This is a genomic window from Paraburkholderia sp. Cy-641, assembly GCF_011752945.1.
GTDB lineage: Bacteria > Pseudomonadota > Gammaproteobacteria > Burkholderiales > Burkholderiaceae > Paraburkholderia.
The window spans coordinates 18,875-38,123 of the sequence record NZ_VWWM01000010.1; the positions used below are offsets into that span (position 1 = coordinate 18,875).

General features: G+C 62.9%; 17 protein-coding genes and 1 pseudogene. 5 read left to right on the forward strand and 13 right to left on the reverse strand.

The window, feature by feature from the left end:
• Positions 1–73: 73 nt before the first annotated feature.
• Together F3J20_RS07780 and F3J20_RS07785 are read right to left on the reverse strand one after the other, a co-directional pair.
• The gene (locus tag F3J20_RS07780; protein WP_167282916.1) at positions 74–3,535 is read right to left on the reverse strand and encodes a DEAD/DEAH box helicase; all 3,462 of its coding nucleotides are present in this window, start codon (positions 3,533–3,535) and stop codon (positions 74–76) included.
• A gap of 171 nt (positions 3,536–3,706) precedes the next feature.
• Positions 3,707–4,150, reverse strand: a complete 444-nt coding sequence (locus tag F3J20_RS07785) for a MerR family transcriptional regulator (RefSeq protein WP_167282918.1) — start codon at positions 4,148–4,150, stop codon at positions 3,707–3,709.
• A 68-nt stretch (positions 4,151–4,218) separates the two neighbouring features.
• On the opposite strand from F3J20_RS07785, the gene F3J20_RS07790 reads away from it, so the two are divergent.
• The gene (locus F3J20_RS07790; RefSeq protein WP_167282920.1) at positions 4,219–5,454 is read left to right on the forward strand and encodes an NADH:flavin oxidoreductase/NADH oxidase family protein; all 1,236 of its coding nucleotides are present in this window, start codon (positions 4,219–4,221) and stop codon (positions 5,452–5,454) included.
• A gap of 171 nt (positions 5,455–5,625) precedes the next feature.
• Positions 5,626–6,036 carry a hemerythrin domain-containing protein gene (locus F3J20_RS07795; protein ID WP_167282922.1) on the forward strand — a complete coding sequence of 137 codons (411 nt, stop codon included), beginning with the start codon at positions 5,626–5,628 and terminating at the stop codon, positions 6,034–6,036.
• Positions 6,037–6,253: 217 nt separating this feature from the next.
• Here F3J20_RS07795 and F3J20_RS07800 read toward each other — a convergent pair whose 3' ends face one another.
• On the reverse strand, positions 6,254–6,574 hold the full coding sequence (locus F3J20_RS07800; protein ID WP_167046904.1) for a DUF4148 domain-containing protein: 321 nt from the start codon (positions 6,572–6,574) through the stop codon (positions 6,254–6,256).
• Between the two features lie 247 nt (positions 6,575–6,821).
• Between F3J20_RS07800 and F3J20_RS07805 the strand changes: the two genes are divergently transcribed.
• Positions 6,822–7,844, forward strand: a complete 1,023-nt coding sequence (locus F3J20_RS07805; protein ID WP_167282924.1) for a LysR family transcriptional regulator — start codon at positions 6,822–6,824, stop codon at positions 7,842–7,844.
• A gap of 109 nt (positions 7,845–7,953) precedes the next feature.
• Here F3J20_RS07805 and F3J20_RS07810 read toward each other — a convergent pair whose 3' ends face one another.
• From F3J20_RS07810 to F3J20_RS32030, 8 genes and pseudogenes are all read right to left on the reverse strand, one after another.
• A complete protein-coding gene (locus F3J20_RS07810; RefSeq protein WP_167282926.1) occupies positions 7,954–8,811 on the reverse strand; it encodes an SMP-30/gluconolactonase/LRE family protein in 858 nt (285 codons plus the stop codon).
• 135 nt (positions 8,812–8,946) lie between these two features.
• Positions 8,947–9,816: an isocitrate lyase/PEP mutase family protein gene (locus F3J20_RS07815; protein ID WP_167282927.1), complete on the reverse strand. Its 870-nt coding sequence runs from the start codon at positions 9,814–9,816 to the stop codon at positions 8,947–8,949.
• 14 nt (positions 9,817–9,830) lie between these two features.
• Positions 9,831–10,346: a 3-isopropylmalate dehydratase gene (locus F3J20_RS07820; protein WP_167046916.1), complete on the reverse strand. Its 516-nt coding sequence runs from the start codon at positions 10,344–10,346 to the stop codon at positions 9,831–9,833.
• A gap of 8 nt (positions 10,347–10,354) precedes the next feature.
• The gene (locus tag F3J20_RS07825; protein ID WP_167282929.1) at positions 10,355–11,611 is read right to left on the reverse strand and encodes an aconitase family protein; all 1,257 of its coding nucleotides are present in this window, start codon (positions 11,609–11,611) and stop codon (positions 10,355–10,357) included.
• Positions 11,612–11,967: 356 nt separating this feature from the next.
• Positions 11,968–13,032 (reverse strand): hypothetical protein, encoded by a 1,065-nt coding sequence (locus F3J20_RS07830; RefSeq protein ID WP_205299250.1) that lies wholly within the window; start codon positions 13,030–13,032, stop codon positions 11,968–11,970.
• A gap of 12 nt (positions 13,033–13,044) precedes the next feature.
• Positions 13,045–13,695: an NAD(P)H-dependent oxidoreductase gene (locus F3J20_RS07835; RefSeq protein WP_167282932.1), complete on the reverse strand. Its 651-nt coding sequence runs from the start codon at positions 13,693–13,695 to the stop codon at positions 13,045–13,047.
• Between the two features lie 141 nt (positions 13,696–13,836).
• Entirely contained in the window at positions 13,837–14,787 is a 951-nt protein-coding gene (locus tag F3J20_RS07840; protein ID WP_345889852.1) for a PDR/VanB family oxidoreductase, read from the reverse strand.
• A 15-nt stretch (positions 14,788–14,802) separates the two neighbouring features.
• Positions 14,803–15,192, reverse strand: a pseudogene (locus F3J20_RS32030) (cupin domain-containing protein); the annotation flags it as partial.
• 159 nt (positions 15,193–15,351) lie between these two features.
• On the opposite strand from F3J20_RS32030, the gene F3J20_RS07845 reads away from it, so the two are divergent.
• Positions 15,352–16,614 (forward strand): citrate synthase, encoded by a 1,263-nt coding sequence (locus tag F3J20_RS07845; protein WP_240159192.1) that lies wholly within the window; start codon positions 15,352–15,354, stop codon positions 16,612–16,614.
• A 17-nt stretch (positions 16,615–16,631) separates the two neighbouring features.
• Here the strand turns inward: F3J20_RS07845 and F3J20_RS07850 are convergent, their stop codons facing one another.
• Entirely contained in the window at positions 16,632–17,549 is a 918-nt protein-coding gene (locus tag F3J20_RS07850) for a LysR family transcriptional regulator (RefSeq protein WP_167282934.1), read from the reverse strand.
• A 250-nt stretch (positions 17,550–17,799) separates the two neighbouring features.
• On the opposite strand from F3J20_RS07850, the gene F3J20_RS07855 reads away from it, so the two are divergent.
• Positions 17,800–18,357: an Rrf2 family transcriptional regulator gene (locus F3J20_RS07855; RefSeq protein WP_167046930.1), complete on the forward strand. Its 558-nt coding sequence runs from the start codon at positions 17,800–17,802 to the stop codon at positions 18,355–18,357.
• A 165-nt stretch (positions 18,358–18,522) separates the two neighbouring features.
• Here F3J20_RS07855 and F3J20_RS07860 read toward each other — a convergent pair whose 3' ends face one another.
• Entirely contained in the window at positions 18,523–18,996 is a 474-nt protein-coding gene (locus F3J20_RS07860; RefSeq protein WP_167046933.1) for an Rrf2 family transcriptional regulator, read from the reverse strand.
• Positions 18,997–19,249 lie beyond the last annotated feature (253 nt).

Below are 19,249 nucleotides of genomic sequence, written 5' to 3' on the forward strand. Positions count from 1 at the left end.
CTTACGTATGTAAGAGTTTTGTTACAACTTACCCTCGCGCTCCGGGGTTCCGATCTCACGCCATCGGCTTCCCTCACCTCGCGCCTTCGATCTCCGGCATCGGCGCGAACAGTGCCTCGAGGTCGTCGTCGGAGAATTTCGCCGTGCCGGCGGCGTCTTCCGCGAGGATGCTGTCGGCCAGCACGGCCTTCTGCTCCTGCAACGCCACGATCTTTTCCTCGATGCTGCCCGCCGCGATCAGCTTGTAGACGAACACCGGCTTGTCCTGGCCGAGCCGGTGCGCGCGGTCGGTGGCCTGATTCTCGGCGGCGGGGTTCCACCACGGGTCGTAGTGGATCACCGTGTCGGCGGCGGTCAGGTTCAGCCCCACGCCGCCCGCTTTCAGGCTGATCAGGAAGAGCGGCACGTCGCCCTGCTGGAACCGCTCGACGGGCGTCACGCGATCGGCCGTGGTGCCGGTCAGCATCACGTAGGGAATCGCGGCTTCGTCGAGCGCGGCGGCAATCAGCGCGAGCATGCCGGTGAACTGCGAGAACAGCAGTACGCGGCGCCCTTCTTCGATCAGCTCGGGCAGCATCGACAACAGCAGATCGAGCTTGGCCGAGCGCATCTGGCGCTCGCCACGCGCGGCAGCGCCGCCGGCCACGCCGGCTGCGGCGACCAGCCGCGGATCGCAACACACCTGGCGCAGCTTCAGCAACGCGTCGAGCACGATGATGTGGCTGCGCGCGAGCCCCTGTGCGCTGACCGCCGCGCGCACCTTTTCCTGCATGGCGATACGCACCGTCTCGTACAGATCGCGCTGCGCGCCTTCGAGATCGACCGGGCACACAATCGTGGTCTTGGCCGGCAGTTCCTTCGCGACTTCGTCCTTGCGACGGCGCAGCATGAACGGCCTGATGCGGCGCGCGAGCAGCGCGCGGCGCACGTCGTCGCCGTTCTTCTCGATCGGATTGCGCCAGCGCCGCGTGAAGTCCTTCTGGGTGCCGAGAAAGCCCGGCAGCAGAAAATCGAACTGCGACCATAGCTCGCCGAGATGATTTTCGAGCGGCGTGCCCGTCAGACACAGCCGATGCCGCGCGCGCAACCCGCGAATCGCCTGCGCGGCCTTGGTGGACGCGTTCTTCACGTACTGCGCTTCGTCGAGAATCAGCAGGTGGTAGTCGTGTTCGGCCAGCACCTTCTGGTCGCGCCACAGCAGCGCATAGGTCGTCAGGATCAGCTCGTGTGCGCCGATCTGCTCGAAGCGCTCCTTGCGTTGCGGCCCGTTGAGCACGAGCACCTTCAACTCCGGCGCGAAGCGGCGCGCTTCCTCGCGCCAGTTGTGCACGAGCGTGGTCGGCACGACGATCAGCGCGGGACGCGCAAGCCGCCCGGCTTCTTTCTCCGCGAGAATATGCGCGAGCGTCTGCACGGTTTTGCCGAGGCCCATGTCGTCGGCGAGCACGCCCGCGAGATCCTGCTCGCGCAGAAATTGCATCCAGTCGAGGCCCTGCTGCTGATACGCGCGCAACGCCGCCTTCAGACCGCGCGGCACCGGCACTGCGCGCAGCCCCGGCCCGGCTTGCAGACGGCGCGCGAGTTCGCGGATCGAGTCGTCGCCGCTGAATTGCCAGCGGCCGGTGTCGTCGAGCGCGGCGAGCCGGCCGGCATCGACGGCGGCCACGCGCAGCGGCGCACCTTCGGCGAGCGCGCCGCCGAGCGAGTCGAACAGATCGACGAGCACGCGCACGACCGGCTTCAGGCGATCGGCGCGCAGCCGCAGCCGCTTGTTTTCCTCGGTCTTCAGCTCGATCGGCTCGCTGTCGCCGATCGTTTCGAGCGCGCCGCCAAGCCAGCGCCGGTCGCGCCGGAACAGGTCGGCAAGCAGCGGCTCGAGCCGCACGTTGCGCTCGCCGACGCGAATGCCCATCTCGAGATCGAACCAGCCGTCGCCGGCCTCGCGCGCGGTGCCGTCGATCGCGTCGATCTCGATCACGTTGTAGCGGAACTCCGGCGCCATCGTCACGCGCCAGCCCTTGGCGACGAGCTCGGGCACCGCCTCGTTGACGAACCCGGACCATGCATCGGCATCGGGCAGACCGAGCATCGTGTCGGGCAAGAGACGCGACGCATAGACGCTGCGCGTCGGCACCTTCTGCAGACCGGTCTTGCGCAGTTCGAGCAGGCGCTTTTTCTCGGCCTCGTAGCGGCGGCGGATATGGATCACATCGCCGCCGGGCAGCGGCACGAGCGTCACGCCGCTGTCGGCGTTGATGCTGACGCCGTCGTAGTCGAAGCTCACGGCGGCCAGTTCGAGCGCCGCCGACTTGCGCGGGCCCGCCGCTTTCGCCGCCTTCGCCGCTTTTGCGCCCGCGGCCTCATGGCTGTCGAGCGTGAGCACCGGCACCGGATCGACGTCGATCACGCGCAGCGCGGACGCCTCGTGAGTGGGCGGCGGCGGCAGTTCCGGCGCCACCTCGCGCAATACCGACGCGACGAGCGGCGCCTCGGCGAGCGAGATCGGCGGCATGGCGAGGTAATCGGGCAACTGCTGGAACGGCAGCGAGAGCGGCACGATACCGGCCTCGTGCGCGACGCCGTCGACGTACCAGACCGGCTCGGTCGGCAGCACCATGCTCGCGCGCGGCTCGGTGCGCAGCACCGGACGCAGACGCCGGTCGGCCAGCGGCTCCCATTCGATGCGGCCGGGCCGGTCGGCGGCGCGCGCGAGCGGCCTCGGCCCCGCCTCGCCCGGTGCGGTTCCGAAGTCGAAGAACAGGCGGCCGGTCAGGATCAGCTTCTGCAAGGTCTCGGCGCCGCTCGCGCCGCGCAGCACGAACTGGCCGAAATCCTCGCGCGAGCGGCCAAGCCACAGGCCGCGCAGGATCGACAGGTCTTCGTCGGACACGAAGCGAGGCTGCTTCAGAAGCGCGGCCTCGACGTCGTCCCAGGTCTCGCCGATTTCGACGATCGTGCCGTCGGCCGCGCAGCGGGCGCGGTGCAGCACGACTTCGTGGCGCATCTGAAAACGCGACCAGTTGAGCCGGTAGACCAGCGTTTCGGAGCGGGCGGCGCCCGCCTTGCGCACCTCGGCTTTCTTCGCGGCGGCATCGGCCGCTTGCGAGCGGGCGCGAAAACGTTCAAGCCAGCTCACGAGTTCCGGACGCACGCTCGACGACGGCTCGCCGGGCGCGACGATCGTCGGCTCCGCGACGGAAGCATCCGCTCTGCGCTCGCCGCTCTCTTCTTCCACCTGCGTGATGTGATCCATCTCGTCGTGATAGTCGAGTTCCGCGAGCAGCAGCGCCGCGACGTGCTTGCAATCGCGGCCGACCGGGCACGTGCAGTCGCTTTGCGCCCACGGCGAACCGCCGTCGGTGCGAAAACGCACGCGCGTCCGGTACGGCCGCGGCCGCGAGCCCTGCACGTCGCCGCTCAGCGTCGCGCCCTGCCACGTCACGTTGCTGACCGCGCCTACCGAGCGCGCTTTCGCGACCGTCCAGTCACCGAGCCATTCCGTAATGCTTTCCCGATCGAAGAAAACTGACGACATCCGCGTGCGTTCCTGTTCAAACCGGCGAAGGCAGGCGCGACCGCCCGGCGACGTGGTCCGGCGGCGCGTGCCTGTGCTCGCTTGCGATAGCCCGCCATTTTACGCGTCGAACAGAAGCGGCCGTGTCGGCCAATCGCAACGGAGATCGCCCCGGCTCCGGCCCGGACCCGCTCAGCGGAGCTTCGCCCCTTTGCGCGGCAGCGCGGCATCGGCGCGGCGCGCCACGCCCTGCCGCTCCTCGAACCGATCCACCTTGAAGCAACGCCCCGCCGCCCACTCGGCCTGAAGCGCGTCGCGCACCCCGAGCAGTACACGGCGCTGCTCGTCGAGCCGCGTGCGCAGCGCATCGATTTCGCCTAGCCTCCGATCGATCCGTCCGAGCAGCCCGTCCTGCGAAAAATCCCCCATTTCCTTGATCGCCGTCTGCATTTCGTCCAGCGTAAAGCCGAGCTTTTGCGCCAGCTGAATCTGCTTGAGCCGCTCTTCCGCCGATTCGTCGTAGATCCGGTAACCGTTCGCCCCGCGCGTGGCCGCAGGCAACAAGCCGCGCTGTTCGTAGAAACGGATTGCCGAAGCGGCCATGCCGGTGCGCGCGGCAAGTTCTCCAATCTTCATCTGACTTGACCTTCAAGTGAACTTGAAACCTAGTATAAGCGCCGTTTCCAAGACGAAAAGACCGCCCGATGGTATCGCCACTGTTCGCTCCGCTTCCTCTCCCCAACGGTCATACCCTGCCGAACCGCATCGCGAAAGCCGCGATGGAAGAGAATCTGGCCGACGCCGGACAACTGCCGGGGCCCGCGCTCTGGCGTCTCTACGCCGCGTGGGGAGCGGGCGGCGCCGGCCTGCTGATTACCGGCAACGTGATGATCGACCGGCGCGCCCTGACCGGTCCCGGCGGTGTCGTGCTGGAGCGCGGCACGCCTCTCGAACCGTTCAGGCGCTGGGCCGAAGCAGCGCGGCGGCACGGCGCGCGCACATGGATGCAGATCAATCACCCCGGCCGCCAGGTCATCGCGGCGCTGGGGCATGACGCCTGGGCGCCATCCGCGATCGCACTCGACCTCGGGCGCCACAGCAAGCTTTTTGCACGGCCGCGTGCCATGACTGCCGGCGAAATCCACGAGGTCGTCGAGCGTTTCGCCGATACCGCGGCGGCGGCTCAGGCGGCCGGCTTCGACGGCGTCGAAATCCACGCGGCACATGGCTACCTGATCTCGCAATTCCTGTCCCCCTTGACCAATCGACGCGACGACGCATGGGGCGGCTCACTCGAGAACCGCGCGCGGCTGCTGCTGTCCGTCGTGCGCGCGGTGCGCGAGCACGTCGGCACGGCATTCGGCGTCGCGGTCAAACTCAATTCCGCCGATTTCCAGCGCGGCGGATTTTCCGAGGATGACGCCCGGCAAATCGTGCTGTGGCTCAACAACGAAGCCGTCGACCTGGTCGAGCTTTCGGGCGGAAGCTACGAAAGTCCTGCCATGCAGGGACGTACCGTGGACGGCCGCACGCTCGCCCGCGAAGCCTACTTTCTGAGGTTCGCGCGCGAGATCGCCGCCGTGGCCCGCATGCCCGTCATGACGACCGGCGGCATCCGCCGGCAGGCAATCGCGGAATCGGTGCTCGACGCGGGCGTCGCGGTTGTCGGCATGGCCACCGCGCTTGCATCCGTGCCGGACCTGCCGCAACGCTGGCATGACGGTCAGCCGGTCGATGCGCCGCTCGTTGCGGTCCGCTGGCAAGACAAGGCAGCGGCCGGGCTCGCGACCATGGCGCTCGTGAAGCGCCGGCTTTATGCCATCGCCGCGGGACGTCGTCCCGGGCGTTCGTATTCGGCCGTCTACAGTCTCGTTATCGATCGGATTCGCACACGAAAATTGGCCGCCCGATATCGTGAATGGCGAAACGCCAATCGATAAACGCTATTCGTTCCTTTGACCCAACCCGATCTCATGCGCATGTTGCAGATGTCCTGATTCGATGCTCATTTCTTGCACCTGTCTGCTGCACGGCCCGATTGATATCGTTTCGATTTTCCTCGCATGGGGAACACAGCAAATAGAAAATCAAATGGCCAAAGAGAAAGTGACATGAATATCGACAAGTTCAAACAACAGCACATTGAGATCATGAGTACCGTGACGCAATTGCGCAGCCTCAGTCAAGCCGGCGTTGCGGAACACGCCGCGGAGATCGCAAGGCAGATTGTCTCCATGAGCGCCACCATCAAGCTGCATTTGTCGGTCGAGGACGCGGTGCTGTATCCGGCCTTGCAGAAATCGTCCGACCGGTCGCATGCGGTATTGGGCCATCGCTACCAGGCGGAAATGGGGGATCTGAGCGCGGCCTACATGAAGTTTGCCGGCAAATGGCTGTCCGCTCGACGCATCGCCGACGACGCCGACGGCTTCCGGTCCGAAGCGAACCTGGTATTCAAGGCGCTTCACGAGCGGATTCAGAAGGAAAATATCGAGCTGTATCCTACGCTGGAAAAAATATAACCGGCTATTCCGTGGTCTCAAACGGACTGTCGTCACGCCCCTCGCTATAGGTACAGCTGCCTGTGCCTATAGCGAGGGGCGTGAGGTGCCTGCCATAGAGAAAACGAATACGCTACGGAATCCGAAGCGTGCGGGCGGTCCATCGGTTCCGTGCGCGTGATGGATCGCACCGATGTCCACTCTGCGGATCTCGGCACTGAAAAGTCCGCCCTGAACTTCAATTGCCGGAATAGATCGACCGCAGACCGGGGATTTCGCCTGTATTGCCCCGCACGGCTACGCCGGACTGCGACGATCCACTAACACGGCCGCCTACGTCCGTCGCCGACGTCCCGACGTGGCCGCTGGCGATCCGGCTCTGCGCTTCCAGAAGTTTTGTCGGGTAAGACGCGTCGGTATCGCCGTCGTATCCGGCCTGCCGAAGCTGGGCCAGTTCGCTGCGAACCTCGGCGCGAGTGACGGAATGCCCGGATTGGGCAAATGTCAGCGCCGGAACAAACGAGAGTGCCAGAAGGGAAAAAACGAGTCTGCGTTTCATGATCGATACCTCATTGGAAAGGGTGATATAGCTGACGACTTGGCTGTGCTTCGTCGTGGTTCCCAGTGTAGGCAGCAGTATTCCGCTGTTTAAGCGGCACGACGGATACTCACCCTTTCATCCGATGCCGGTAATCGAGCACAGCGTCGCTCAACGGCAGCAATGCTCATTCTTGACATAAACGTCAAAAATGAGCACTATACGTCCATGCCGGATTCGCTTCGGCGCTTTAGCAGGAACGTCTGTCATGGACACCATTCAAAGCATGCGCATGTTCGTTCGCGTCGTCGAAGCCGGCACCTTCACTGCCGTCGCGCATGAAAACGATACGACCACGGCCCAGATCTCGCGCGCTGTTTCGTCGCTGGAGAAGCAGTTGCAGGCCACGCTGCTCCGCCGCAGCACCCGCCATCTCTCGCTGACCGAAGCGGGAGCGCGCTATTACGAGCGCGTCAAGGCCATCCTTGCCGATGTCGATCTCGCACACGCCGAGGCACGCAGCATGGTGACCACGCTCTCGGGCCATCTGCGCGTGCATTCGTCACCCGGGCTCGCCCAGCGTTTCGTCACCGCATCGCTGCTCGCCTATCAGGCCGATCATCCCGACGTAACGGTCGAACTCGGCGTCGAGCAGGATGTGCCGAACCTTGTCGAAGACGGCTACGACGTATCGCTGATATGCGCGTCGCAACTCGCGGATTCCGGCTATGTCGCCCGCATTCTCGGAACGACGCATTCCGTGCTCGTCGCCTCGCCGGCGTATCTTTCCGCGCATGGCGAACCCGGCGAGCCGGCCGATCTTGCGAACCACACACTGCTGCGGTTTGCGAGTCCTATTGGGCCGGCCAACGAATGGCACCTCGAAAATGCGAATGGCGCCATGACGGTGCCCGTGAACGCGTCGCCGTTCCAAGTGAATACGCCCGATGCGCTCGCTCATGCGTTGCGTATGGGCACCGGCATCGGTGCGCTCGCGGTCTACAGCGTGTTCGACGATCTGCGCAGTGGCGCGCTCGTGAGGGTGCTTCCGCAATATCGGCTTCGCCCGTTTAACGTGTACGCGATATACGCTCCGGGACGTTACCCGCACGCCAAGGTTCGCACCCTGATCGAGCATCTTCGAACGACGATTCAGGAAGGGCTGACACAGATGCAGCGCGAACTCGATGCGTTAACGGACACTCAGGACCAGGCTTCGCCAAAGATCGCTGCGCTGCCGGCAACGCCTGCGCCATTGCTCAGGGCCGTTGCGCGAGTGGCGTCCGCGTAACGCACGAAAGGACACGGCGGGAGAGCCGGCCGGTTCTCCCGCGCCAAGGCACGCTGACACGCCGTATCCGCACACGATGAATCCGCGCCCGATGAAGCGCGCGGCAACATCACGCAACGTTGCATCCATCGCCTGGAATCGCAACACGCAATGTATATATCGCGGCCAGCCGCTTTCGGCTCATCAGATCTTCCGGTGGACCGTCGAACGTGCAACAAAACAGCGTCCGCCCGTCATGGCCGCCGAGTTGGCAAGCCACGGCGCGCCGGTCTCCCAGCGAAATCCTGTCCGTGACGACACCGCCGTCCAGAACACGGAGCACCTCCCCGGTATTGAAGCACGGCACCCATACGCCGCCTTCGCGATCGACGCAGATGCCATCGGGTTGATGCTCATTCAGGTCCGCATAGATGCGGCGCCCCGAAAGATTGCCCTTGTCATCCCGCTCGAAGCTGGTGAGGCGATTCGACCATGACTCCGCAACCACGAGTGTCCGCCCACCGTCCTTCAGTACCACGCCGTTAGGAAAATCCAATCCGCTTGCGGCGACGCGCGCCGCGCCGTCCGGTTCCACGACGTAGAGATCGGCAGGCGCTTTGCCGGCACCGCCAAAGAGATCGTAGCCAAAGTTTCCGACATAGACTCGCCCCTGCCCGTCTACGACCAGATCGTTCAGATCGGCGGGCGCGAGTGCGGACAAATCGGCGTGCAGCACCAGCTTGCCGTCGACGATACGCATCAGTTTCCGGTCGACCATCGACACGACGACCGGCGTGCCGTCCGGCAGAAAGCCGAGCCCCGACGGGCGATGCGGAACCTCGCAGACGACCTCGCGATCGCCCTCAACGGTAACGCGATAAAGCTTCATGTCCGCGATATCGGAAACCCAGAGATGGCCGCCGTACCAGCGCGGACCTTCGAGGAAGGCAAAATGGTCGGCAAGTAATTGAGCCGGTTCGGTTCTCATTCGTATGACATCCTGATCATTGGATTGCGCAACCTCCGCGCTGGCCGGATGGTTTTCGCGGTTATCCGGCGCTGAGGTCGGCCAGGGAGAAGCCGGATCACGCGCGGCATATGCGCGATCCGGTGAGTGAGCGAATCAGATATAGCGATTCGCCCGCTCCGTAAACGCGTCGTAGCCAAGACGTGCTTCGAACACATCGGCAGGCTCGATATAAGCGTCGGTGCGGCTCGTATCCGACGAGCTTCGATAGGTTGCCAGCGCCGCCCCCAGCGATTTCGCCACGGCTTGCAGGCAGAATCCGTAATCGAGGACGATATCCGCGGCGCCGTCCCATTGGCTGCGATCGGTCACCGAGGGATGACCGATGGTGACGTATTTCGCGGGCACCATCCTGCGAATTCGCCGCAACGTTTCCGGCGTCGCGCCATTGGCGAAAATGTACTCGATGCCGATCTCCGCGAAGGCCCTGATACGGCGAATCGCTTCGTTCTCGTCTTGCAGCGCCCACATCGCATCGGTTCTTGCCATGATGATGAAGTCCGCGGAACTGCGCGCGTCGAGCGCCGCGCGCAGTCGCGCGAGCATCTGCTCGAGCGGAATCAGACGTTGCGGCAAATGGGTGTGTTTGCCGCCGGCGTGGTCTTCGATATGAATGGCCGCGACACCAGCCTGCTCGAATTCGCGTACCGTGCGCCAGATATTGCCGGGCTCGAAGAAACCGCCTTCGGCGTCGGCGATCACCGGCACCGAAACCGCCGAGACGACTTTTCGCGCATGGTCGACGAGCTGGTCCAGCGTCAGGCTGCCGACGTCGGGCATGCCGTAGGCGGCGGCCGCAGTCGCATAGCTGCCGACATAGACGGCGCCAAATCCCGCGCTCTCGACGAGCTTCGCGCTAAACGCGTCGTACGCACCGGGAATGACGAGGGCACGGGTTTCGTTCGCCGCGCCTCTGAGGACAGCCGATACTTCACCGGATTGTCGAATGGGTAGGAGTGTTGTCATTGCTTGAGCGCCTATCACGGGCGGCTGGAAGATAAAGACTGGAGATATTTGACAAGACCGCCCTCGCCGATGATCTGAAGCTCGGAAGCGCCGAACGGTTCAAACGGCAGCGAGCGCTCCGAGGTTCTGTTTCTGACGATGTTTTCGCTCCAGACCACTTCGAGCTGATCCCACCGCTGCGCGAATTCGAGAATGCCTGGGCAGGTAATCTGCGGAAATCCTTCCGCCATTTCGCCCCACCAGTAGCCCGGCGAAAACGACTCCGCGATGACGCAGGAAATGCCCAGATCGCGCATTGCGGTCATCGGGGGATAGTGAGGATGACCATAGCCGAAATTGTGGCCGCCGATCAGGATATCGCCCGGCTGAACGGTCGAGACGAAATCGGGGTCGATCGATTTCATCACGATGCGCCGCAATTCTCCGGCGTCCTGTATGCGGATATTCTTGACGCCGACAATCTGGTCGACGTCGTAGTCATCGTCGGGAAACACGAATGCAATACGCCCGCGAAGATTTTTCAGGCTCATGTTCGTTCTCACAGGTATTCGCGCGGGTCGGCAATACAGCCTTCGATCGCCGCGGCCGCGACAGCGCCAGCGTTGCAGAGAAAGATTTCCGCGTCGGCGCTGCCCATGCGTCCCGGAACATTGAGCGTGCCCGTGGAAACGGCGCGTTGTCCCGCGGATAGTGTTCCCATGCGTCCGTAGCAGTAGTCGCAACTGGGCGACGAGACAAAGGCGCCGGCTTCGACGAGCGCCGCGAGAATCCCTTCGCGCGCGGCATCGAGCATGATCTGCCGGGACGTCGGCACGATGTTGAGGTTGAATCCGTCGGCGACTGTCTGGCCACGCAGAACAGCCGCTGCCGCCCTCAGATCCTCCAGGCGTCCCGATGCACACGACCCCAGATATCCGGCCTGCACGGGCAAGCCGATGAAATCCCGCAGGTCGCGTGTGTTCGCGGGGCTGGGCGGCACGACGACAATGGGCTCGATCGCACTCAAATCGATTTCGTGAATCGCGGAGTAATGCGCGTCGGGATCGCTGTAGAGCGGCTCGATGGTCTTCCTTGCCCTCGGCAGGGCAACGCGCAGGCGCTCCTTGTCCGGATTCACGATGGCGGAAATGGCGCCGGTGAACATCGCAAGCCCGGTCAGCGTCTGCAACCCCTCGATCGAAAAGGCGTCGAGCCCCGCTCCCGCGAATTCCATGACCTTGAAACGGCAGCCGCCCGAGCCGATTTGCCTCACGATGTGATGCAACACGTCTCGCGCCATCACGCCCGCATTGAGCTTGCCTTTGAGGTCGATGCGAACGGTATGCGGCACGCGCAGCGCAATGCGCTCGCGCGAATAGGCTTCGAGCATGTTCCGGTGAATGCCGAGCGCGAGGGTCCCGAACGTCCCCAACTGGCTGATATGCGGATCGAAATGGACGACCAGCGCGCCGGGAACGGCATAACCCGCCTCGGCGGCAACCTGGTGCCCGATGCCCTTTCGCTCGAAAAGCGCAACACGGTTCTCCGATGCCCACTGCCGGGTCTCGCCATGAAAGACCTCTTCGTCGGCCGAGATCGCGGGAACCATGTGATCGATGAAAAGCCCGAACCGGTCGGGCTCGGCGATCCGCTCGATGCCGAGGTCTTTCTTCAGCTGGCTGAAGTACACATTCGTGTAGCCGGGGAAGTCGTATGCCAGCACGAAGTCCGGCTTGACCATCACTTCATCGCCCGGCGCAACCGAATCCAGGCCCGCTGCACGGGCCATGATTTTTTCGGTGATTGTGGAACCCATGGTCTTTCCTCTGAATAACTGCATTCGCTCGTTATGCGAATATCAGTGCGCAGATTATGTGGACCAATCACCTGGGGTTGAAGCGCAAAATATGAATTGCAGCTAGCAGCGTTTTAACTGGATCGAGTGAGATCCCCGCTGTTCAGGCCTTTCATGGAGTACGGCCCCGATTAACACTAAAACGGACAAGGTGTTTTTCCACCGAGCCCGTTTACCGATTCAAGCGTCCCGGCCGATGTTGCCGGCCGTGTTCGCGCTTCGTTTAGCCGTGATTCATTGAGGCAGGACGCCAGAACATGGCGTCATGCCTCGATATCGAGGTCGTGTGAGCCACGCCTCGCCCCTACTACCGTACGTTAGATCCTGACACCGCACATGCCGGCGATAATGGCTGCCGCAATAACGGCACTCACGGCCACACCGGCAAACCAGGCCCGGTTTACGATGCGTCGATCCATGCCATGGGCATTGAGTACGACTCTGAAACCTGCAACGAGGTGGCCCAATACGAAGAACACGCCGAGTGCATAGTGCGGCAGCAGGCGAATGTTCCATGGGTCATGAATAAGACCCGTCGGCGCGCCGGTCGCGAAGTTCCAGTCGGTCGGAATGTGCAGATACCAACGCGCGTAGATGAAAACCGAGTTCATATGCCCCAGGATGAACAGGGAAAGATACGCACCTGAGGCGATCTGGAAAGTACGGAAGAAATCATGCCGTGTTTCGCTCCAGCGCCAGCTCAGATAGAGACCACTGACGATCTGGAACAGGAAGGCGGCAACCAGCACCGGCTCGACGAATCTGTCCCGATAGACAGACCGGCCGACATCCATGACCGCGGCATGCGCGCTCGGGCCGATCAACCCTGTCAGATGATTCCCCAGGTGGAAAAGCACATAAAAGCAGAGGATCACAGCGCTTACGCCGTGAGCGACCCGCCACTTTCCAAGACCCGGCGCCACGGTGCGGCGCGTTTCGTCGCCGGTATGACGGAGCGCGCCCACCACAGCTGCGATCCAGATGACACACCAGACCCAGGGATCCGGAATGGGACTGCTTAGCAAAGTCTGCACGACGCCGAGAAAGACATACAAGGTCGGTGCGACTACGCTGAAGTAGGCAAGACGACGAAAACCGGTATGAATGTGCGGCCGGCATGCGACTGCGATCCCGAGCACGGGCGCGGCAAAGGAGAACACCAGCACGAACGCCGCAGCGGCGATATCGATGACGGTCGGCGTCGTCCCGGGAGACCCGACCAGTACATGAAAAAGCATCAGCAGGAAGGGATAGGCTGCCGCGGCCAATGGCGCGATGAATACGGCCGGGTCGATGCTTTGCACCGCCAGGCGCCCAGCGCTCTCTATTGCATTCTCTTCTCTGACGAGCATGGTGTCATCCTGGAGTGAACGTTGTTTCATGAGTTAAAGCCATCAGCCCGGTTGGCCGTCGCGCCGTTCCAGCCGCACGGCGCCGATTCCTGCCGTATCCATGGTGGCGATCAGGGCATCACGCTCCGCGGTCAGTTGATCGTTGTCGAGAAACGCGGTGGCCTGCAAGGCGAAAAACTGCAGGGAGTTCAATCCCACACAGCCGAATGCAGCCGTCAGATAAGGCGTCAGAAAGTCCGGCTGTTTCGCGCGAGCGCCCGTGAAAACTCCGCCGGAAGCAATGCCGATATAAACCGGCTTGTCCTGCAGCAGACCGATCTTTTCCCCTGTCGGCGCGACGCCGATCGTGCGGCCCATCCGGAGAATCTGATCGATCCAGGCCTTGAGTACGGAAGGCACCGTGAAATTGTTCATCGGCGTACCCACGACCAGAATATCCGCAGCCTCGATCTCTCCGATCAACTGCTCCGACAGATGCGTGGCCGCGTCCGCCTGCACGGAAGCCAATGCTCCCGGCGAAGACAGCACCGTGGCATAGCCGGCCTCCGTATGAGGGATGGGATGGCGGCCCAGATCGCGGCGCACGACGGACACGGCGGAATCCACGGAGAGAAGTCGCGCGACGATGGCAGCCGAAAGTTTCCGGCTATGCGAGTCTTCCCTCGGGCTGCAATCGATGTGCAGGATTTTCATGACGCACTCTCCAGTGAATCGATAAACCAAAGTTGATGGGACGCGGAATTTCGCGTACCCAATGTAACACGGACTATAATTATCCTTGTTACTCTTTGCAAGTGCTTCTAGCGGAGCAGTGCATGCCCTTACCCCTGCGAACTACAGGTCGAGTACGAGCGTCCCCGATTTGCAGCCCGACACGCAGACTGTCATCACGGCATGGCTCGCGCGTTCAGCAGACGTCAGCACCGAATCGCGATGATCGGGCTCTCCTTCGAGCACGCGCGTCTTGCATGCGCCGCAAAGCCCTTGCGTGCAGCCATGCGCGACCTCGATGCCCTCGTCGAGCAGCGTCTGCAATAGCGACTTCGCGGGCGTCACCGCGAGCTTGCGCCCGGTGCGCCGCAGTTCGACTTCATAGCTCGACTGCTGCGTGGCCGGCAGATCGCGTGCAACAAAGCGCTCCACATGCGCATGCTCCCGCCCCAGTTCGGCACAGAGCCGCTCGAAGTCGTCGAGCATCGACGCCGGACCGCATGCATAGAAATGCGCATCCGCCGGACGGCTTGCCAGAAAGTGCCGCAGATCCACCCGATCCCCGTGCTCGTCATTGAAATGCCACGTCACCGGCAAACCGAATGCTTCGATCTGCTTGACGAATGCCGCATCGCTACGCGAACGCGCGCAATACAGCAGTTCGACCGGGCGCCCCAAAGCCATCAGGCGACGGACCATGCCGAGAATCGGCGTAATGCCGATACCGCCTGCGATCAGCACGCTATGCGCGGCGTCTTCGTGCAACGGAAAGTTATTGCGCGGCTTCGAAATTTCGATGGTCGAGCCCACGCGCAGGCCGTCGTGAATGTAGCGCGAGCCGCCCCGGCTCTCCGGCACGCGATAAACGCCCACCACGTAACGCCCCGTCTCGCCCGGCGCATTGCAAAGCGAATAGCTGCGTACCATGCCGTCGGGCAAATGCAGATCGATATGCGAACCCGCGTCGAACGGCGGAAACGCCTCGTTTGCCTGCGGCGTCAATTCGATACTGACGATGCCCCTGGCCTCGCGATGGATCGCGCACACCGTCGCATTGAGCCGATCGCTTGCCACCGGCTTGCGCACGCGCGGCGGATGGTAGACGACCAGCATCTCGAGCGCGTCTTCACCGAGATTGCGGAACGAATGCGGCACGCCGGCCGAAATCGGGCTGACCGATCCGGCCTTCACGTCCTTGACTTCGTCGCCGACCGTCACCTCGCCGCGGCCGGACAGCACGTAGAACAGATGCGCGTGCGGCTCGACGTGCGTGGGCGAAGAACCGCCCGGTCCGACCGATGTCAGTTCGATGCTGTAGGCGTTGCCGGTATAGGCGGCATCGGTGAGGGTCTTGTAGCCGGACCGGTTGATGAACAGACCGGTCAACGGAACCCATGGCCGGTCATCGACGTGCCATGTTATCGGCCCGCTTTCCGCGGCCACGGTTGGACTGGGAACTTCGCGCGCGGCGTCGCTCATTGCGATCTCCTCTTCAATGGGGTTCTTTTCGCTGCGACTCGTCCATTACCGGGCTGCCTTCGCCCCGCCTGGGTTCGCAGCTATACTCGATCAATCGATCTCGGCAGTGATACTAGGAACTCGCCGAAAGTCGATCAAGATTGATTCTGAAAATCGACCATGAAACCGAAGAAGGATTTCCTGACCCGGGAGGAGGCACTCGCGACGCTAGGCGTAAAAACCGCGACGCTCTACACCTATGTGAGCCGTGGCCTGATTCGCAGCACCCCCGCGGAAGGCACGAACCGGCATCTCTATGCGCGGGAAGACGTCGAACGCTTCGCGGCACGCGGCCGTGGACGCCTGCCTCGCGCCGTCACGGCCGCGACGTCGATGCGCTGGGGCGAACCGGTGGTGATGTCGTCCATCACCAGCATCGAGGAGCGCGGCCCCGTTTACCGCAATCGTCCGGCCATCGATCTCGCCATGGGCGGGCATGCGTTCGAAGTCGTCGCGCACTTTCTCGTGACCGGCAACTGGCAGGAAGCCGAGGCCGACTGGCCCGCCGTCGATATGCCCGCCGATGTGGCAACCTTACTGCACGCTCATTCCCGCACGATGACTCCTGCCGACATCGGCCACTTCATGGCGATGCTCGCGATCGCGCTCAGTACGCGGGGACGCGACCAGCACGAAATAGCACACGGCGCCGCGATGCCCGCATTGAGGACGATGCTGGAAACCTTCGCGGGATGTTTCGGCTATCTGTCACCGGAAGGCAGCCATGCCGCGCGCAATCCGGGCGAGCGTCTCGCCGCGCACGCGCTGCGCGCGAGCGGCGCAGCGCTGACGCCGCAGGCCGTCGCGGCCGTCGACGCCACCCTGGTCGTACTCGCCGATCACGAACTCGCGCCGGCAACGTTCGCCGCGCGCGTGGCCGCTTCCAGCGACGCGAGCCTCTACAACTGCATCGCCTCGGCAATCGGTGCGCACGTCGGCTACGCGACGGGTGCGGGAACGGCGCGTGTCGAGACACAACTCTTCGAAACGTGTACCGAAAGCGCGCTGGAGGCGAAGCTCGAACTCGTGCGCAATCATGGCGTCGCGCTGTTCGGTTTCAATCATCCGCTGTACCCTCACGGGGACCCTCGCGCGGCGCTGATCCTTTCTCTCGCCGCGCGCTGCGGCGCCGATCGTCCGGACGTCGCGAACATGCTCAGGTTCGTCGAGCGCGTGAGAGCCGAGGCGGACATGACGCCGGGCCTCGCTCTTGCGCTCGTCACGCTCGCCCGCGCGCTGGATATGCCGCGCGGCAGCGCCGCGGCACTCTGGATTCTCGCGCGCACGGCCGGCTGGGGCGCCCATGTGGTCGAGCAACGCGCTCAGGCCTTCATGCTGCGCCCGCGCGCCAGGTACATTCCGGCCCCGCTCGCGGACGACTGAAGCGTTCGCCCCCGCTTCTAGATACGACCTGCGCCAATCTCCTGCGCCACATACGCACGCAGGCATTCCACCCATGCCTTGATCTTCGCGTCCAGGTACTTGCGCGATGCGTACATCGCGTAGATGGTCATGCTCTGCAGTTCGAATTCGGGCAGCACGCGCACCAGTTTGCCGCTCGTCAGCAACGGCACGGCGGACGGCATCGGCAGCGGTCCGATGCCCGCGCCGTACGCAAGCGCGCTCGCCAGCGCTTCGGGAGAGTTCAGGCGCAATCGCCCCGGCGGCAGATCGATTTCCGTCGCGCCGTCGGGACCGACGAAGTGCCAGCGGCTGACCGGCAAATACGGCGTAACCAGTTGCAGACAGGCATGAGCGGCCAGATCGTCCACCTTCTCGGGCGTACCCTCGCGCTCGACATAGGCCGGCGAAGCACACAGCACGCTCGGCATCGTACAGATGCGCGTGGAGACGAGCGCCGAATCGGGCAATTGCGTGCTGGTGATCCGCAAGGTCACGTCGAAGCCCTCGTCGATCAGATCCGGCGTCTCCTGAGAAAGCGTCAGATCGGCGCGTACACCGGGATAAGCCTCCAGGTAGCGAACCAACGCCGGGACCACATAAGTCTGACCAAAGCTCAACGGCGCATGAATGCGCAGCACGCCCGCCGGCAACGACTGCGTGGAACGTACCTCGTCCTCCGAAAGATCGATCAGCGAGCAGATCTCGTCGCAGCGCTGTAAATACTGGTTGCCGGCCTCCGTCATCGCAACGCGACGCGTCGTGCGGTGTAACAGCCGTGTGCGCAGGTGTACCTCCAGCTCCGAAATGGCGCGCGATGCCTGGGCGGTGGTGATCTCCAGTTGCCGTGCGGCGGCGGTGAAGCTCGAGGCTTCCGCCACCCGCTTGAAAATTTTTATGTTGCGCAGCAGATCCATGATCTCTTCCTGGTTATCGCTTTGCGGCGCATACGGCAAGAATTAAGCCGGTCTGCGAAATCGCAAATGCACTTCGTCATCCTGTTTAACTGGACATCGACGAGAGGAGCTACGCGGGAAGTATATCCCATAACTGCGATCATGTAAGTCGCAGTTATAAAATCGTCAGGATACGATGATGATGTAGTGGTTGCGGGCAAAGCCAAAGTTGTGTACCCTCATAACTACGATCAAAATTATCTTAGTTATCATGTCTCACATCAGCACGGGCGTCGAGTACGGTTTGCACTGCCTGCTGTACCTGACCCGCCCTCACGGCGCCGCGGAAGAAGCCAGCGTGCGCGATCTGGCCGAGCTTCAGGGCCTGCCTGGCGAGTTTGTGGCGAAGCTGTTCACCAGGCTCGCCAAGGCCGGGCTGGTCGTGGCCACGGAAGGCGTCAAAGGCGGGTTCAAGCTGGCGCGGTCGGCCAATCGTATCACCGTGCTCGACGTGCTCGATGCCATCGATGGCGGCAAGTCGTTGTTCGAATGCCGCGAAATCCGCAGCCGCTGCGCAATCTTCGACCATGCGGCTCCCGGTTGGGCAACGCGAGGCGTTTGCTCGGTCCACGCGGTCATGCAGGCGGCGGAAAAAGCCATGCGCAGCGAATTGAAGCAGCACACACTGGATGACCTCGCTCGACGCGTCGCCGACAAGTCTCCCCCGGCCTACGGGGTTCAGGTCGTCAAATGGCTGTCGGATCGCACGGCTAATCGGCTTGATGACAAGCCGGCGTCTGCGCGCGCAAGAGCACGCAAGCAGGCTTGAATCAGTGTGGCAGCGTTGCCCGCCGGCGTTGCCAGCGTTAACGCTACCTGGCGCCGCTTAACACCACTTAACATCGCCTCGCTCGAAGTGTCACGCAGGGCTATCGCCTGCGCGACGACCGGTAGACTGCGGCAAAACGACGCTCCAGATGAGCCGCCGCGAGACTTATCGAGGCTTGCGGCTGGCCAGCCGAATGTCCTCGACCGGTATCCCCAAAGACAGCGTGCGATTGATCGCCGTGGGCTTCTCTACGAGGTCCTGCAGCGAATATCCGTCGAGCACGTCCAGATAGGCCTGCAGGGCTCGATGCAGAACACCACGCAGCCCGCAAACTCGCGTGATGACGCAGCGATTGCCGTCGCGGAAGCACTCCACCATGCCGAAATCCGGCTCGGTGGCGCACACCACCTCCTTCAGATTGATGTCCACGGCGGGACGGCCAAGTCGAATGCCGCCGGAGCGCCCCCGCATGGTCAGCAAATATCCCTTCTGCCCCAGGTTCTGGACGATCTTCACCAGGTGGTTCTTGGGAATGCTGAAAGCATCTGAGATCTGCTGGATCGTGACCGGTTCATCGGGATGAACGGCCACGTAGATCAAGACGCGAAGACTGTAGTCGGTATAGTCGGTGAGCTTCATGGGATCCACTCGAAGAACGCGCTTGCACTCGCGCTACAAGGGGAGACGTCTCGCCCCTGGTAGAAAGCCGGCATCTTAACATGTACCAAGAATGCGTCTTTTTTATGGGACAAGATTCCGGATGTACACACAATAAGTTGCATCTCTGATACATGTTTTATAGAATTTTACCGGTATCAAGTAGCCAGCAGATCAGGGACGCGGTTCTTCTCTGCCTTATTTGATGCATTTTCAATATGTCTTTCTGGAGATT

Excerpts from the sequence above, each read along its gene's own strand:
- F3J20_RS07780 (WP_167282916.1), bottom strand. The coding sequence starts at position 3,535 with ATGTCGTCAGTTTTCTTCGATCGGGAAAGCATTACGGAATGGCTCGGT.
- F3J20_RS07785 (WP_167282918.1), bottom strand. The coding sequence starts at position 4,150 with ATGAAGATTGGAGAACTTGCCGCGCGCACCGGCATGGCCGCTTCGGCA.
- F3J20_RS07790 (WP_167282920.1), top strand. The coding sequence starts at position 4,219 with ATGGTATCGCCACTGTTCGCTCCGCTTCCTCTCCCCAACGGTCATACC.
- F3J20_RS07795 (WP_167282922.1), top strand. The coding sequence starts at position 5,626 with ATGAATATCGACAAGTTCAAACAACAGCACATTGAGATCATGAGTACC.
- F3J20_RS07800 (WP_167046904.1), bottom strand. The coding sequence starts at position 6,574 with ATGAAACGCAGACTCGTTTTTTCCCTTCTGGCACTCTCGTTTGTTCCG.
- F3J20_RS07805 (WP_167282924.1), top strand. The coding sequence starts at position 6,822 with ATGGACACCATTCAAAGCATGCGCATGTTCGTTCGCGTCGTCGAAGCC.
- F3J20_RS07810 (WP_167282926.1), bottom strand. The coding sequence starts at position 8,811 with ATGAGAACCGAACCGGCTCAATTACTTGCCGACCATTTTGCCTTCCTC.
- F3J20_RS07815 (WP_167282927.1), bottom strand. The coding sequence starts at position 9,816 with ATGACAACACTCCTACCCATTCGACAATCCGGTGAAGTATCGGCTGTC.
- F3J20_RS07820 (WP_167046916.1), bottom strand. The coding sequence starts at position 10,346 with ATGAGCCTGAAAAATCTTCGCGGGCGTATTGCATTCGTGTTTCCCGAC.
- F3J20_RS07825 (WP_167282929.1), bottom strand. The coding sequence starts at position 11,611 with ATGGGTTCCACAATCACCGAAAAAATCATGGCCCGTGCAGCGGGCCTG.
- F3J20_RS07830 (WP_205299250.1), bottom strand. The coding sequence starts at position 13,032 with ATGAAACAACGTTCACTCCAGGATGACACCATGCTCGTCAGAGAAGAG.
- F3J20_RS07835 (WP_167282932.1), bottom strand. The coding sequence starts at position 13,695 with ATGAAAATCCTGCACATCGATTGCAGCCCGAGGGAAGACTCGCATAGC.
- F3J20_RS07845 (WP_240159192.1), top strand. The coding sequence starts at position 15,352 with ATGAAACCGAAGAAGGATTTCCTGACCCGGGAGGAGGCACTCGCGACG.
- F3J20_RS07850 (WP_167282934.1), bottom strand. The coding sequence starts at position 17,549 with ATGGATCTGCTGCGCAACATAAAAATTTTCAAGCGGGTGGCGGAAGCC.
- F3J20_RS07855 (WP_167046930.1), top strand. The coding sequence starts at position 17,800 with ATGTCTCACATCAGCACGGGCGTCGAGTACGGTTTGCACTGCCTGCTG.
- F3J20_RS07860 (WP_167046933.1), bottom strand. The coding sequence starts at position 18,996 with ATGAAGCTCACCGACTATACCGACTACAGTCTTCGCGTCTTGATCTAC.